Origin of the sequence: Actinosynnema sp. ALI-1.44, assembly GCF_001984155.1 — a bacterium.
Taxonomy (GTDB): Bacteria; Actinomycetota; Actinomycetes; order Mycobacteriales; family Pseudonocardiaceae; genus Kibdelosporangium.
Genome location: NZ_MTQO01000018.1, coordinates 15,480 through 30,223, shown reverse-complemented (window position 1 = coordinate 30,223; position 14,744 = coordinate 15,480). Strand labels below are relative to the sequence as shown.

General features: G+C 67.5%; 11 protein-coding genes. 3 read left to right on the top strand and 8 right to left on the bottom strand.

The features are described 5' to 3' along the window. The first annotated feature begins 90 nt into the window (after positions 1-90). Positions 91-909 (top strand): hypothetical protein, encoded by an 819-nt coding sequence (locus ALI144C_RS00655; RefSeq protein ID WP_083752584.1) that lies wholly within the window; start codon positions 91-93, stop codon positions 907-909. Positions 910-992: 83 nt separating this feature from the next. Beyond that, on the top strand, positions 993-2,102 hold the full coding sequence (locus ALI144C_RS00650) for a serine hydrolase domain-containing protein (RefSeq protein WP_237773882.1): 1,110 nt from the start codon (positions 993-995) through the stop codon (positions 2,100-2,102). Between the two features lie 239 nt (positions 2,103-2,341). Here ALI144C_RS00650 and ALI144C_RS00645 read toward each other — a convergent pair whose 3' ends face one another. The 4 genes from ALI144C_RS00645 to ALI144C_RS00630 form a co-directional block, all read right to left on the bottom strand. Continuing rightward, on the bottom strand, positions 2,342-2,773 hold the full coding sequence (locus ALI144C_RS00645) for an Imm1 family immunity protein (RefSeq protein WP_168211133.1): 432 nt from the start codon (positions 2,771-2,773) through the stop codon (positions 2,342-2,344). Then, positions 2,770-3,522: a DddA-like double-stranded DNA deaminase toxin gene (locus tag ALI144C_RS52910; protein ID WP_168211132.1), complete on the bottom strand. Its 753-nt coding sequence runs from the start codon at positions 3,520-3,522 to the stop codon at positions 2,770-2,772. Before ALI144C_RS52910 ends, ALI144C_RS00645 begins: the two co-directional genes overlap by 4 nt. 858 nt (positions 3,523-4,380) lie before the next feature. Beyond that, on the bottom strand, positions 4,381-4,824 hold the full coding sequence (locus ALI144C_RS00635; protein ID WP_076985005.1) for a VOC family protein: 444 nt from the start codon (positions 4,822-4,824) through the stop codon (positions 4,381-4,383). 37 nt (positions 4,825-4,861) lie between these two features. Then, on the bottom strand, positions 4,862-6,307 hold the full coding sequence (locus ALI144C_RS00630; RefSeq protein ID WP_076985004.1) for a class I adenylate-forming enzyme family protein: 1,446 nt from the start codon (positions 6,305-6,307) through the stop codon (positions 4,862-4,864). Between the two features lie 112 nt (positions 6,308-6,419). Between ALI144C_RS00630 and ALI144C_RS00625 the strand changes: the two genes are divergently transcribed. Next, a complete protein-coding gene (locus tag ALI144C_RS00625) occupies positions 6,420-7,901 on the top strand; it encodes an aromatic amino acid ammonia-lyase (RefSeq protein WP_076985003.1) in 1,482 nt (493 codons plus the stop codon). Positions 7,902-7,913: 12 nt separating this feature from the next. Here the strand turns inward: ALI144C_RS00625 and ALI144C_RS00620 are convergent, their stop codons facing one another. The 4 genes from ALI144C_RS00620 to ALI144C_RS00610 all read right to left on the bottom strand — a co-directional run bounded on the left by ALI144C_RS00620 (position 7,914) and on the right by ALI144C_RS00610 (position 14,676). Beyond that, positions 7,914-8,420 (bottom strand): hypothetical protein, encoded by a 507-nt coding sequence (locus ALI144C_RS00620; protein ID WP_076985002.1) that lies wholly within the window; start codon positions 8,418-8,420, stop codon positions 7,914-7,916. 200 nt (positions 8,421-8,620) lie between these two features. Then, on the bottom strand, positions 8,621-10,717 hold the full coding sequence (locus tag ALI144C_RS00615; protein WP_237773881.1) for an ATP-binding protein: 2,097 nt from the start codon (positions 10,715-10,717) through the stop codon (positions 8,621-8,623). Further along, on the bottom strand, positions 10,699-11,367 hold the full coding sequence (locus ALI144C_RS57105; RefSeq protein WP_237773880.1) for an AfsR/SARP family transcriptional regulator: 669 nt from the start codon (positions 11,365-11,367) through the stop codon (positions 10,699-10,701). Before ALI144C_RS57105 ends, ALI144C_RS00615 begins: the two co-directional genes overlap by 19 nt. A gap of 171 nt (positions 11,368-11,538) precedes the next feature. After that, entirely contained in the window at positions 11,539-14,676 is a 3,138-nt protein-coding gene (locus tag ALI144C_RS00610; protein ID WP_076985001.1) for a S8 family peptidase, read from the bottom strand. Positions 14,677-14,744 lie beyond the last annotated feature (68 nt).

Below are 14,744 nucleotides of genomic sequence, written 5' to 3'. Positions count from 1 at the left end.
TTGGCTCTTTGGCCGGACGCACAAAACATTCGCGGAATGTCTGGACGGCCGCCACATGTGTATGGCCAGTGTGGACGCGACGCTATCGGCATGCGCATTTCCACTCGCGTGCCGCATACGGCCCCGGCGGAGCCGGTCAACGCAGGCATCCGCATCCACCTGGCCGAGGATCACCGCACGCTCGACGAGGTGTCGCGGTTCCTCGCCGGTGTGTGGCAGACCCCAGCGTCGCAGCCGCCGTTCGGCCCCGACGCGTTGCGGGCCGTCGTGCACTCCGGCGGCGCGGTGCACTACGCGAGTGGGGACGGCGTCGTCGCCGCGTCCGTCCTGGTGTTCGGTCCGCTGGAGTCCCACGCCGTCTACTCGATGATCGCGGCCGCACGGACCAGCGACCGCGGCTACGGTTTCGTGCTCAAACAGGCACAACGGGTGTGGGCGCTCGAACGCGGCGCGACCACCATGATCTGGACGTTCGACCCGCTGGTGAGCCGCAACGCGCACTTCAACCTCGCCAAGCTCGGCGCGGTCGCCACGGAGTACTCGGAAGACTTCTTCGGCCCGATCGACGACGGCGTCAACGGGCACGACGACACCGACCGGCTCACCGCCGTGTGGCCGCTGGTCGAGCCACGCCCACACCACGTCGAGGTGCCTGACCTGCGGGAGGTCGACATCGACCCGCGGCTCGCGCCGGACGGGAAACCGTTCTTCGCACGGGACGACAGCGGGTACTGGTGCCGGGTGCCGCGCGACATCGTCGCCACCCGCCGCCAGGACCAGCCGCGCGCCGCGACATGGCGGACGGCGGTGCGCGGCGTCATGCTCCCGGTGTTCGACGGGGGCTTCGTCGCGACCGGGTTCAGCAGGTCCGGCTGGTACCACCTGACTCGCGCGGAGGACGGCTCGTGAAGATCGAACGCGTCGACCTGATCGCGGTTGGCACTGAGCCGATTCACCGTCTCAACGGAGAGACTGTACGAAAGGTGACCCTCATGCGACTGAAGACGAGTGCTGCCCTGGCGTTGGCGGTCACAGCGTCTCTGCTGGTGGCGCCGTCCGCGTCGGCGACACCGCGCTGTGACACCGCGCCCATCCAGACAGCGCTCAAGGCGTTGAAGCGTGTCGGCGCGACCGGGATCGCCGTGACCGTGAAGAGCCCACGCTGTGGCGTGTGGCAAGGCGGTGTCGGCGTCGCGGACCGCAGGACAGGCCGGGCGGTCGCGGGCGACGAGCACAGCCGGATCGGCAGTGACACCAAGACCTGGACGGCCGTGGTCGTACTCCAACTCGTCGGCGAGGGCAGGATCAAGCTCAGCGACACGGTCGACCACTACCTGCCCGGCCTGATCCGCACCCAGCGCTACGACGGTCGCGAGATCACGATCCGCCAGCTCCTGCAGCACACCAGCGGCCTGCCCGACTACCTCGAAGCGGACTTCTGGCAGGACGAGGACGCACACCGCTGGGACCACATCGAACCACTGTGGACAGTGAAGCAGGCGCTGACGCTCCCGCCGCCCGATCGAAACCCGGCGGGGTTCGCCTACTCCAACACCAACTACAACCTGGCCGGACTGATCGTCACCAAGGTCACCGGCCGCCCCATCGCCACCGAGATCGAGCAACGGATCATCAAACGCCTCGGTCTGCGCGACACCTCCTGGCCGGGCGACCGCCCCACGATCCCCAGGCCGGAGTTGCGCAGCTACGTCGAGCGGAACGGGAAACTGGTCGACCGCACGGAATGGAACACCAGCGAGGCCGACGCGTCGGGCGCACTGATCTCCACGGGAGCCGATGCGACGACGTTCTGGACGGCCCTGCTGACCGGGAAACTCCTGGCGCCCGCCCAACTCGCCGAGATGAAGCGAACCGTCCCCGACGGCCTCAGCGACGGCTACGGCCTGGGAATCGAGCGGTACCGCTTCACACCGGACGTCACCAACTGGGGCCACAGCGGAAGCATGTCCAGCGGTCACGTGTTCCGCAACGCCTTCACCGAGGACGGCCAACGGTCCGTAACCCTCCTGCTCGGCACCGACACGTTCGACTCCGGCAAGGTCGACGCGGCCATGGGCCAACTCATGCGCGATCTGCGCTGAGCGCGAGTGCACGGGCACCAGTCGAGAACACAACGCAGCCGAAGTAACCCGCGCGCCAGCGCAGACCCAGCCAAGGCGGCTCGGGCGCCAGCACAGATCCAAACCGTTCAGGCGCAACAGATAGCCGAGTGGCTCATGGCCGCTGTGCGACGGCTTGCCGAATGACCCGTGGTGCCATCCGAGTGACCTGCAGCGTGGACATCATCGGCAACCGGCTGACGCTCAGCGCGCCTACTGGGTTACAGCGGCCACTCCGACTCAACAGGGCCGGTCTGCGCCGGTCGCGGTTGCCATTGGACCCCCGTTGGGCGTTGTCCCGTTGTCATGAACTCGTGGGCAGCCTGGCGCACAGCTTCTATCGGAATTTCCGAATTCGGCGGGAACGACGTGTCACTGCCCATGTAGTAATAGAGAATCTCCGGAACATCTGAACCGCTGTCGCCAGTGCTGAACGCCCCTTCGACGTGATCCGCGCCAGAGTAGTACAGCACGCCTCGATCACCGTGCACGCCGATACTGAGAACGGCCATGGGGTTCTCTACTGACGCTTCGGCAAGCACGGGCCTGCCACGGGAAAGCAGACGGAGCCGGTTAAGTGCTCCGTCCAACTCGGCGGGGGTTGTCGCGATCACCGATTTATCGCCTTGTTCGTCTAGCCCGTCCAACGTCACGACCACCATGGTGCCGCGCCTCCCGAAAATCGTTTCTTGTACTTCACGCCGTTCGCTGTCTCCCCGTGCACAGTCAGGGTATAGCCTTCCGGTAGCAAGATCGGAACCAGTTGATCACACCCAAGTTTGCCCTTACAGGGGACATGGTTGATCACTACAGTCGCGTGCTTGGTGCCGCTCGTCCGTTGCCATGCGGCCGTCTTCATATCTACGTCAGTCGCGCGGGTCGGTTCGACAGGTAGGCCCATCGATGTGAGCTCGCTTCGCACCTTGGCCGCCATCTGATCCTCACCACTAACGACCGGAACCGCCTTGCCGTTCACGATTAGGCGACCGTGTGTCTTGGCGCCTGAACCCGTCACAACCGGTGGTGGCAACTCCGCACGAATTCGCTCAACGGTTTGCTTGGACACAACACCCGGGCCGCTGTCAGGCGATGTCGCGGGTGCAGGCGTGGAACGTGGCGTAGCGGAACTGGGGGCGTCGCTCGCTCCCAGGTTCGTTATGTACTGCGCTAGATCCTGCGCAATACGATTGAGCAGGTCCGCCGCGCTTGATAGCGAGCTGAGCGCTTGGGCGTGTAGGTCCGCGTACTGTACGGCTTCCGGCTGGGTGGAACCCTGAAAAGCGGCTTGCCCAACACTGCAAGCCTCGTCAACGCGTTCAGCGGCTCTACCAATGGTGTTGCGTGCGTTCGCAAGTCGCGTGATCACATCCTGTACCTGAGCGCGCAACTCGTCGACCGACACATGGTCATGGTGCCACCAGTGACGGCGCGTGCGCGGACGTTCACGGAAGACCAGGGCGCCTGTTGGATCGCACGTGATCATGAACTGTCAGCACTGACCATGGGCGTGCTCCCACGGGGAGCACCGACACCCGCTAGTGATCACTGCTGACAGGGCCTGACTGTTGCTGACCTGGTGGTATCACTATCCGTGCACTACAGAATGGTTACAATTGACAACCGCAGACTGTCCAGAGGTCGGCCCACGATAACCAGCGCCAGTGACAGCGGTACCGATCCTCTTGATAGTCCGTGGTTCCGTGGGGCAGGTCGACGGGCAGGGGACGCCCGCGCCCTGAAACCCCGGGTCATAAAAGCATGCGCCGGGAAGAACACGGCGCGAAGAACCTCCTGCCCCGAGGTCTGCTCCCCGGCGAGGGCTTCTTTCCACCCGGGACACCGCGGCATGACCGTCACCGTGCCCGGGGCATAGATGTCCGAACCACCGGGGTCGCGGGGGTGAAGAGATTCCCTCGCCGGGAGGCAGGCCACCGAAAGGGAAAGGGTCAGGTCGGCTTCAGTGCCAGGTCGAGGTGCGGTGTCCCGGGGGTCAGGGGCGCGGTTTCTTCCTTCCGTACGGACTGCCAGAGGCAACCACACGCGTCAAGAGGTCCGTTGCGCTGTCGCCGGGGCTGGTTGGGCAGGCGGACCTCTGGACACGTGTGGTTGGGCTTCGCCCAGGCCATACGGAAGGAAGAAACCCCGAAGCACCAGTCTGTGTTCGCACACAAGCCGCCGAACCTCCTGTGCCTGCTGCACGCAGCCGTCGATCCCTCTGTGCCCGATGCACAGGCCGACCCTGCTTTCGGCGTACACCTGGTCAGTTGATGTCGAACTCGTTGCCCTCGGGATCCTTCATCCCGATCGCGTAGTGGTCGACGCCGTCCTGGTACATGACGTGGGTGATGGTGGCGCCCAGGTCCACCAGGCGGTCGGCTTCGGTGTCCACCCGCTTCTTGCGCGTCTGGATCGGGTCCGCCCGGTCGCCGCTCGCGTGGATGTCGATGTGCAGCCGGTTCTTCACCGACTTGGTGTCCTGCACCACCTGGAACCAGATGGCGGGTCCACCGCCCTGCGGGTCGCTGATCCGGTCCACGCCTCCGGTCAGTGCCTCCTCCGGTAGGCCCAGGTCACGGTAGTAGTCGTCCCATGTGGCGAAACCGGTTGGCGGCGGCGCGAGTTCGTAGCCGAGCGCGGCGGCCCAGAAGTGGGCCTGGCGGCCGGGATCGGCGCAGTCGATCACCAACTGGTAGCGGACGGACATGCGGGGTTCCTTTCCGGCCAGGCAACGTTGTGCGCCATCATGGCAGTTCGCCGGTGGTGTGCTTCGGCGGGAATCGTCGTTTGTCGGGCTTGCCGCTGGCAGCGAGTGGCGGCTCGTCGATGACGGTTATGGTCGCCGGGACACACGCCATGCCGAGCTGGCTGGCCACCGAGGCGCGTAGCGACGTGAAGTCGGGCGTCCGGCCGGTTGCGGGCACCACGTACGCGTGGATCGCCTCGCCGGTGTCCTCGCTCGGGACGCCCACCACGTACGCCTCCGCGATATCTGGGTGTGCGGCCAGGACTCGTTCGATCGGGCCCGCGTAGTACAGGTTCGCGTTGACGATGATGACGTCCCGTGCCCGGCCGGTCAGGTACAGCCGCCCGTCCGCGTCGAAGTGGCCGATGTCCCTCGTGCGCACCCAGCCGTCGACGAACACCGTCGCGGTTTCCGCCGGGTCGGCCCAGTACCCGCTTGCCTGGGCGGGGGTGCGGACGTACAGCTCACCGTCCACACCGGACGGAACTGGTTCGCCGTCCTCGCCGCGGGCTTCCACGTCGACCGCGTCCGGGGGAAATCCGACCGAGCCGGGCACGTCGAACGGGGTGGCGATGGAGATCGCGCCGGTCTCGGTCTGCCCGTACCCGTGGAACACGACCGGGCCGAGCACGTCGAGCGCCTCACGCAGACGCGTCGCCTCCAACGGCGACCCCGACACCAGCACAGCCCGAAGACTGGACAGGTCAACCGGTGAATCGCGTTGTGCCGCTACGAGTTTGTTCAGGCGCGGCACGGGCATCACGCTGGCGGACGCGCGCAGCCGGACCAAAACGTCCGGGAACACCGGCGGATCGGCGGAGACCATCATGCCGCCCGCGGCGAGCGCGAGGATGCCGTACTCCATCATCACCTGGCTGTTGAGCGACCCGAACACCAGGTACCGCGACAGCCGCTTCGCCAGTTCGCGCACGGCTGGTGGCCATGCCTCAGGCCGGGCGGTCCACGCCGCGCTCATCGCGGCGTACGTCTGCGCGCAGGCTTTCGGGGTACCTGTACTGCCACTGGTGTAGATCAGCCGAGCGACATCGTCCGGGCGCCCGGACACGTCCGACGGATCAGCGGGCGCGGTCAGGAGTTCGGCCACGGTCAACCTCCCGGGCGCGCTGGTGTCCTTGTCCGTCAGAACAGCGGTGACGTCCTGGCTCAACACATGCCGCAACTGGTCGTCCGGCAGCCCGGGTCGCACGCCCACGACCCGGGCCCCGACCGTGTGACCAGCGATGATCGCGGCGAACGCCTCCGGGTTGACACCCAGCACCATGGCGACATCGTCCCCGGGGCCGATGCCCTTGGCGCGCAGCCCGTTCGCCAGCCGCCACACCATGTCGAGCATCTCCGCGCCGCTGACGAGCCTGGCGCCGTGCTCGAACACCGGCCGACTGCCTGCCGAAGCGAGAAGGTCCAGCACGGGCTGTGGGTACATGGCACCCCTCCGGGGGAGATCGACAATTCGCCGATCCGCACTACGCCCGCGCGCCGGTTCAGGTTCAACCGAGGCTCGAAAAAGTGTCGATCTCGTTGCTACGCTAGGAAAAATGCACACTGACCTGATCAAGCTGGGTTCGCCGATCCGCCCAGCTGACCTGCGGCGCGCCGCCAGACCGGTGACCGTCGAGATCGGCGCGGACGTCCGTGCCCGCGTCGATCGCGGGCGTGAGTTCATCCGCGCGCTCCTGGCCGACGATGCACGTCAGGTCTACGGCCTCAAGACCGGTTTCGGCGCGCTGGTCGGGTTCGCGGGTCGTGCCGACGAGGCCGACCAGTGCGACAACACGCTCGCGCACCTGGGAGCCGGGCAGGGACCGGACCTCCCACCTGAGGTGAGCCGCGCCGCTCTGCTGGTACGGGCGTGGTCGCTCGCGCAAGGAGCGTCCGGTGTGTCGGCGAACGTTGTCGACGGGTTGGCCGCGATGTTCGCGACGACGTTCGTCCCCGCTGTTCCCCGCTACGGTTCGGTCGGTGCGAGCGGCGACCTCATTCCGCTCGCCTACGCGGTCCAAGCTCTGCGCGGGCGTGGACACGCGTACGTCGACGGCGTGCGAACGCAAGCCTCCCAAGCACTCGAACTCGCCGGGTTGACTCCGCTGACGCTCGATGGCCGTGACGCACTGGCGTTCGTGAACGGCACCTCCCTGACCACTGCGGCGACATCGCTGGCCCTGGACAGCGTCAGGGCATCCCACCGTGCGTCGCAGCGGCTCACGTGCCTGCTGGTCGACGTGCTCGGCTGCGACTCCGGGTTCCTGGATCCGCGATTGCTGAACGCCTACGGACATCCCGGTGCGGTGCGGGTCGCGGACGGCATGCGGAAGACACTCTCCGGCAGCGTACCCAGCGGTACACGTGCTTTGCAGGAGCCGTACAGCATCCGGTGCTCCCCCCAGTTGCTTGGCGCAGCGGAGGACGCGTTGCGTTACGTGGACGGTGTCGTCGAGGCCGACCTGGGCAGTGTCAGCGACAACCCGGTGTTCTTCCCCGACACCGGTTCAGTCGTGCACGGCGGCAACTTCTTCGGCCAACCGGCCGCTTTCGCCGCCGACATGCTCGCCACGGTGACCGGCCAGCTCGGCAACCTCGCCGAGCGTCAACTCGACCTGCTGGTCGACCCGGTGCGAAACGGCGGCCTGCCACCGATGCTCGCCGCCGGACCCGGGCAACAGCACGGAATGCAAGGCGTCCAGCTGGCGACGACGGCACTCGTGGCGGAGATCCGGCGGGCGGCCGTACCGGCTTCGATGCAGAGCCTGCCCACCAACCTGCACAACCAGGACGTCGTGCCCTTCGGCACGCAGGCCGCGTTGCGCGCGTACGACATGGCCGCCTTGCTGCGTCTGCTGTGCGGCTCGCTCGCGGTGGGTCTGCGGCAGGCGGTACACGTCGGCGCCCGCCGTCCGACGTCTCCTGGCTGTGCGGCGGTTTTCGACGCTCTGGCCGAGCGCATTCCACCGATCGACCCCGACCGTCCACTCGACGTGGACGTCCGCACCGCCGCGGATCTCGTCACCGCGATGGCGTGAACTCGCCGAACTTCAGCTGTTGTCGGGTTTGGTGTGCAGGGCGAGGCCGGGCTTTGCCTGGGTCATTCCCTTGACGCAGCCCACAGACGTGGTTTCGCCGTCGTCCATGGTGCACGACCAGCCGTTGGACAACTCCACATTGCCCAGTGACGCCTTGGCGCGCTTGTCCGCCGGGAGCTTGACGAATTCGTCGAAGACGTTGAACGCCTCGGTACACCCGACCCGGCCGTCCGTGGTGGAGTCTGCGATCAGGTTGTGCGTGGCGCCCGAGGGGAGTTTCACCGGTCCGCAGTTCACCGGGTCCACCTGTTCCCCACCTGTGTTGCTCGCCGGGGTCTTGGTCGCGCTCGGCTTGCCGGATGTCACGTCCTGCCTGCTTGGCGACGTTTCCGCGGGTGTGCTCGTGGGGGCCGAGTTCGCCGACGGCGGCGCGGCGGTGTTTCCCGGCTGCTGTTGGCCACATGCCGCCAGCAGCAATGCGCCCGCCGCGACAGACGTGAAAAGAAACCGCTTGGTCATGCTGTCCTCCCTGATTTCCTTCGCGCATGGTCAGACGCGTGGTGATCAGATGGGTTGCGCTTTACCAAGCGACAATAACGAACCGCTGGTCACGCCGCTGACTAAGATGTCCATTGTGGATGTTTAGCTGCGGCTGGAACGGGTATTGGAACTTTTTTTCTGAGCCAGTCGTGTTCACGGGCGTAGTGATCACCGCGGTCCTAGGCTGAACCGAGGGTGTCCAGTTGCCGCTGGACGCGGGCCGCATAGTCGTCAAGGCCCTGCTGCTGGTAAAGCGCGTGCGCTTGCAGCCAGGAGGTACGTGCTTGCTCCAGCTCACCGAGTTGGGCGTGGATGTCGCCGAGGTGGTGCCAGGTCTTGGGTTCGTTGCCCACGTCACCGACACTGTGGAACAGGGCGAGTGCCTCGCGGTAGTGGCGGATGGCCTGGTCGTGGTCGCCGGTCCGGGCGGCGATGTAGCCGAGGGTGTCGAACGCGTTGGCCTGGCCGTCTCGGCTGCGGCCGGTGCGGAAGTGGGCGAGGGCCTGCTCGCAGTAGTGGCGCGCCTGGTCGTACTGGCCCAGTTCGGCGTGGGACGCACCGATCGACAGCAGCGCCCTGCCTTCCAGCGCCGCGCTCCGCAGTGATCGGAAGAAGGGCAGCGCCTGGACCGCGTGGCTGAGTGAACGCCGGTGGTCTTCCCGCCTGTCCCAGAGGTTGGCGAACGCGTCGTGGACCATGGCTTGGGCGTAGGCGTGGTCCGCTGCTTCGGCCAGGCGCAGGGCTTGCTGGAGGTAGTCGATCGCCTCGGTGTACCGGTGTTGCCGGGTGTGGGTCCGGCCGAGTTGGAGACACGCCAGCGCCTCACCGACGGTGTTGGAGTTCCTGGCGGACGCCGCACGGGCGGTTCGCCACATGGCGGCCCGGTCGTCGTGGTGGCCGCGCCAGGTGAGGAACACGTTCGTGGCGTCCGCGATACTCCACACCGCTTCGTCGAAACCGTGGGTCGTCGCGCATTGCTGGGCGGCCAGCAGGTTCGCCCGCTCGGCCTCGAACCAGGCCAACGCCGACGGCTGGTCGTCGAGGGGAAGGGGGCGGCATCCCGCGACCGGCTCGCTGATCGGGATCGGTTCCCGGTCCGGGTACAGCTGGTGGTGGCCTTGGTGCGCGGTCTGGAGGTAGAAGTCGACCACGCGCCGCAGCGCCACCTCCCGCGTCTCCTCGGTCAGGTGCTGGTGCGCTGTGATGACGGCGTGGTCACGGATCAGGTCGTGCATCCGGTACCGGCCACGGTCGTCGCGGGTGAGCAGCGACTGCACCTCCAACTCGCGGAGCACGCGCCCGGTTTGGGCTGGTGACGCGTTGATGAGGGTCGCCGCCGCGGACAGCGTGATGTCGGGCCCGGGAGCGAGGCCGAGCAACCCGAAAGCGGCGTGCTGGTTCGAAGTCAACGAGCGGGTCGACCACGACAGGACCGTGGGCAGGCTCGCGGTGGGGTCGTCGCCGCCGAGTGCGTGCAGGCCCAAGTCGCGCAGTTCGCTGACGAAGTTCACCAACGGGATGCGCGGGTGGGTTTGGGCGCGACCGGCGACGATGCTCAACGCGAGCGGGAACCCGCCACACAGCCTGATCAGCTCATCGACCACCGCGGACTCGTCGGCAAGCCGTGCCGGACCGAGCCGGTCGGTCAGCAGCACGCGAGCGTCGACATCTGACAACACATCCAGGGACACGGGATGGGCGGCGTGGCCGGTGATCAGTCCAGGGAGCCGGTTGCGGCTGGTCACCAGCACAGTGCAGGTCGCGCCCCCGGGCAACAGCGGCGTGACCTGGCCGGTGTCGGCGGCGTTGTCCAACACCAGCAGCAATCGCTTGCCTGCCACCAGACTGCGGAACAACGCGGTCCGTACGTGCGGGTCCGCCGGGACGCGGTCGGCGTCGATGCCGAGGGCCTCCAGAAATCCACGCAGGACCACCGCCGGATCGGTCGGTGGGCTGTCCGGGCTGAACCCGTGCAGGTCCACGAACAGTTGCCCGTCAGGGAAACGCTCAAGGTGCTGGTGCGCCCAGTGCAGCGCCAGCCAGGTCTTGCCGATGCCGCCCGCGCCGCTGGTGGCGGAGACCGCGGTGTCCAAACGGGTGAGTTCGTCGTGGCGGCCGACGAACGGGCCAGGAGCGGCGGGCAGTTGCCTCGGTATGACGACCGGCTTGGTCACTGTACTGGCCAAGCTCTGGTCGGCTGTCAGGATCCGCTGGTGCAGGTCCTTCAAGGAGGCGCTGGGATCGATGCCCAGGTGCGTCACCAATCGCTCCCGCACCTGGCGTACTGCTCGAGTGCGTCGGCCGACCGGCCTGCCCGGTGCAGCGCCAGCATGTACTGACCGGCCACCCGCTCGTCCAGCGGGTACTGGGCAATCCGCGCGGACAGGTCCGCCACCATCTGCTCACCCTGGCCGGTACGCAGTCGCGCGTCCACCAGGTCGTGCTCGACCTCCAGCCGCTCCTGCCGCAGGCGGTCACGTTCGGCGGTGACCCAGTCGCCGGTCAAGCCGGTCAACGCCTCCCCGCGCCACATCTCCAGCGCCTGGGTCAGCAACCGCACGACCCGTGCGTCATCGCTGCACTCTCGTGCACGTGTGCACAGGTCGCTGAAACGATGGAGGTCCACCGCTTGATCCGGCTGGTTCACCATCAGCGCGTAGCCGCCGGAGCGATGGACGATGTCCACAGTGTCCGCGTCGCTCAGGATCTGGCGCAGCCGAGACACATAGCTCTGCAGCGCGGCCCGCTCCCGGCGCGGGATGCCGACGCCCCAGATCCGTTCGATCAACTGCTGCGCAGGCACCACTTGGCCCGCGTCGACCGCCAACGCCGCCAGCAGGCACTTCTGTTTCGGCGGCCCCAACTCCACCGCACGCCCGTCGACGCGCACGGCCACCTCGCCCAGCAGGTCGATCTCGACAGCCATGGCCCCATTCTTCCCCTGGGGACATCAGCCTTTCCAGAGTCAGCGACACCGCCGTGACCAGCGGAATGCAGAACATCACAAGCGCGTCACCTCGCGACCGCGTCGACGGCTTCGCGCGACCTCCGGCCCTCGAATCCGAGTGGGTGCGGTTCGAGGGCCGGAAGCGGGCGGCTACTTCAGCAGGAAGGCGTCGACCACGGTCTGCTCGACACCGTTGCCCTCAGCGTCCTTCGCGGTCGCCTTGAGAGACACCGACTTCGCGTCGGCCGGGTGGGAGAGCACGACGTACCACTTGCCGCCGAACGTGCGCAGGGGCACTGCCTTCCACGTCTTGCCCCGGTCGTGGGAGACCTGGACCGCCGGTGCTTTCGCCGTGCCGCCTGAGTTGTGGTCGACGCTCACCGGGACGATGGTCGGCAGCGCTCGGGCGGCCCGGTTGTGGCCGTCCAGACCGGATGGGGCGAACTTCACCGCCATCAACGGCAACGCCTTGGGCTTGTTGCCCGGCACGGTGTCGGACGCGAACGTCCAGTCCGCTGTGACCTTTGTGGACATCGAATGGGCCGGGGCGAACTCGGTGTGCAACCGGTACGTTGCCGGTCCGGCGGGGACGGTCAACCGGCCGACCGCCGGGCCCTCGATGACACCGATCCGCGTGCCGTCCCGGGAGAGTTCGGTCGTCCCTGTCCCGGGGGCCCAGCCCACCCGGCCGGTTCCCTGGTCGGTGAACAGACCGAGCAAGAGGGAGACCTCGTTGCCCAACCGATGCGCCGACCGGTCGTACGGCACCGCGAAGCCGGGGCCGAACACGCCGTAGTTCCAGCGGACCGTCGCAGGCTGGCCGAGTTCGAACGTGCGCGGCACGTACTCGTACTGCTCGGACTCGGCCGGGTACCCGTCGGGGTTCTCGGACTGCATGAATGTCCCTGTCCACGGCACGTCCGGGGTGTAGTACTCGTCCAACGAGTACGGCAACGGTTTGCTGATCATCGAGTCGCGTACGCCGTAGCGTGTCGCCGCCGTGGTGGTCGCGTGCTCGGAACGGACCTTGGCCAGTTGGCTGGTCGTGGCCTTGGTGACCAGGTTGTCCGGGACTTTCCCGTGTGTCTCGGTGTGTACGTGGTAGAGGTACGGGCTCGCGTCGAAGCTGCCGTTCGCGTCCTGCTGGGCCAGGAGACCCTCGGCGGTGTAGCGGAACTGGTCGGCGGGCGCGGTGGTCTTAGACGGTCGGACGTAGAAGGTGGTCACGTTGGCGTTGTGGTAGTAGGCGCGGGAGCCGTCGGGTGTGCTGGTTTTGCGTTCGAAGGTGAGCGTGACTTGGCCCGTCCTGGCGTCCGGCCGGTCGACCTCGAACGACACCGGTTTGCCGTCCCTGGCGTCGAGCGTCAGTGTGCTGTTCGCGGTGACCAGGTACTCCGGTTCGTCGATGACGGCTGTGGCGTGCTTGTCCCGGCTGATCCACGAGTTCAGGTGGAACCGGCCCTTGGGCAGTCGCAGCACGAACGTGCCGGACGGGTCGGACTTGATGACCGTCCGCGCGCGGTCGATGTCAGTGAACTCCACGTAGTGGTCGTTGCTGGGGGCGCCGTCGAAGCCGACGACGTTCACGGTGACCTCGTAGCTCTCCACCTCACGTGTCACGGTGACCGGGGTACGCAGGGCACCCGCCAGTACGACGCCGCTGTAGATGCCGTCCGGGCCGTTGATCCTGGTGTCCGTGGTGACCGTGGCGTCGGCCTGACCACCGGCCGGGACGGTCAGCGTCGCCGGGGCGACGGTGAACATGCCCGCGGGCGCGGGTTTCCCAGCCGGGTCACGCACGTCAGCGGTCAGGTTGAGGGTGACAGGCGCAGTGCCCGAGTTGTGGTACGTCACGGTCTTGGTGATCGGGGTGTCGTCGTTGTGCGGCCACTGCGCGACGCCTGCACTGAGGCTCCCCGGAGAGGCGTACACGTTCTGCGTGACGGCCTTCGCCACGTCCACCCGCCCGGCGCCCTGCTCGAACACCGACAGCCCGGCGGTCGGCTTCGCGCTGCTCATCAAGGCGCTCTTGAGCTGGTCGGCCTTCCAGCCCGGGTGCTCACCAGCCAGGATCGCCGCCGCGCCCGCCACGTGCGGCGTGGCCATGGACGTGCCCGACAACCGCACATGCGTGTCGTCGACCGGCGTGCCGATGGTGCCGTGCGCCGCCTTGGCCGCCGCGATGTTCACGCCCGGCGCGGTGATGTCCGGCTTGATCGCGTTGTCTCCCAACCGCGGCCCTCGGTTGGAGAACGGTGCGAGTTGGTCGTCGTGGTCGACGGCTCCGACGGTCAGGGCCGCGTCCGCGGCGCCCGGATGGCCGGGCTGGGCGGCTTCGTTGCCCGCCGCGACCACGAACAGCGTTCCGGTCTTGGCCGTGATCGCGTTGAGCGCGGTCGACAGCGGATCCGTGCCGTCACTCGGCATAGGGCTGCCGAGGCTCATGTTCACCACGTTCGCACCCTTGTCGGCTGCCCACTGCATGCCCGCGATGATCGACGACTCCGAACCGACGCCGTGATCGTCGAGGACCTTGCCGTTGAGCAGGGAGGTGTCCGGTGCGACGCCCTCGTACTTCGCGTTCTGCCCCGTGATGATCGATGCCACGTGCGTGCCGTGGCCCTGGTAGTCGTCCGCGCCGTGCTCGCTGCGGGTGAAGTTCTTGGCGTCGACGACCGCGCCCGCGAGGTCGGGGTGCGTGGCGTCGATCCCGGTGTCCAGCACCGCGACCGTCGTGTTCTTGCCCTTGTACCCGGCCTTCCACGCCTCGGGCGCGCCGATCTGCGGGACGCTCTTGTCCAGCATCGCCACAACCGGACCGTCCAGCCAGATCCGCTGCGCCGAACTGAAGGCGCGCAACCCCGTCGCCTTGTCCACCCTGACGGCGGCGCCCTGGATGCCCGGCAGGTCCATGACCTTGGCGGCGCCCGCTGCCGGGCCGCTGACGATCAGGGGGATGTCCGGGCGTGCCGCGTCGCCGTAGCCGTACCGGACCAGCTTGGTCACGTTGAACAGGCGCGGATCCATCCGGTGGGTCCGCAGCATCCCGTTGACGTCAACGGGGACGACGTGCACGTCCCCGAACTCGTCGACTCGTTGGGTGAATGTGGTGCCTTCGCGACCCTTCGCCGGTGTCACGCGTGCCGCGTTCTTGCCGTTGAGGGTCACCTTGTCCCCGGTGATCAGGGTGACGGTGTCCGGCGCCGGGGACTCGCCGGGTGGGGGTGCGGCGTTCGCGGCACCCGGTGGGACGAGCAGCCCCATCGTGAGCAGAAGGCCGATGGCCATGTGTTTGCGAATCACACCGTGCCTACTCCCGGCACCGGGCCGCAGTTGGCCTGGCGAGGTGTCTTGAA

Coding starts and splice junctions, on each gene's coding strand:
- ALI144C_RS00655 (WP_083752584.1), top strand. CDS start 91: ATGCGCATTTCCACTCGCGTGCCGCATACGGCCCCGGCGGAGCCGGTC.
- ALI144C_RS00625 (WP_076985003.1), top strand. CDS start 6,420: ATGCACACTGACCTGATCAAGCTGGGTTCGCCGATCCGCCCAGCTGAC.
- ALI144C_RS00635 (WP_076985005.1), bottom strand. CDS start 4,824: ATGTCCGTCCGCTACCAGTTGGTGATCGACTGCGCCGATCCCGGCCGC.
- ALI144C_RS57105 (WP_237773880.1), bottom strand. CDS start 11,367: ATGGCTGTCGAGATCGACCTGCTGGGCGAGGTGGCCGTGCGCGTCGAC.
- ALI144C_RS00650 (WP_237773882.1), top strand. CDS start 993: ATGCGACTGAAGACGAGTGCTGCCCTGGCGTTGGCGGTCACAGCGTCT.
- ALI144C_RS00630 (WP_076985004.1), bottom strand. CDS start 6,307: ATGTACCCACAGCCCGTGCTGGACCTTCTCGCTTCGGCAGGCAGTCGG.
- ALI144C_RS00610 (WP_076985001.1), bottom strand. CDS start 14,676: ATGGCCATCGGCCTTCTGCTCACGATGGGGCTGCTCGTCCCACCGGGT.
- ALI144C_RS00620 (WP_076985002.1), bottom strand. CDS start 8,420: ATGACCAAGCGGTTTCTTTTCACGTCTGTCGCGGCGGGCGCATTGCTG.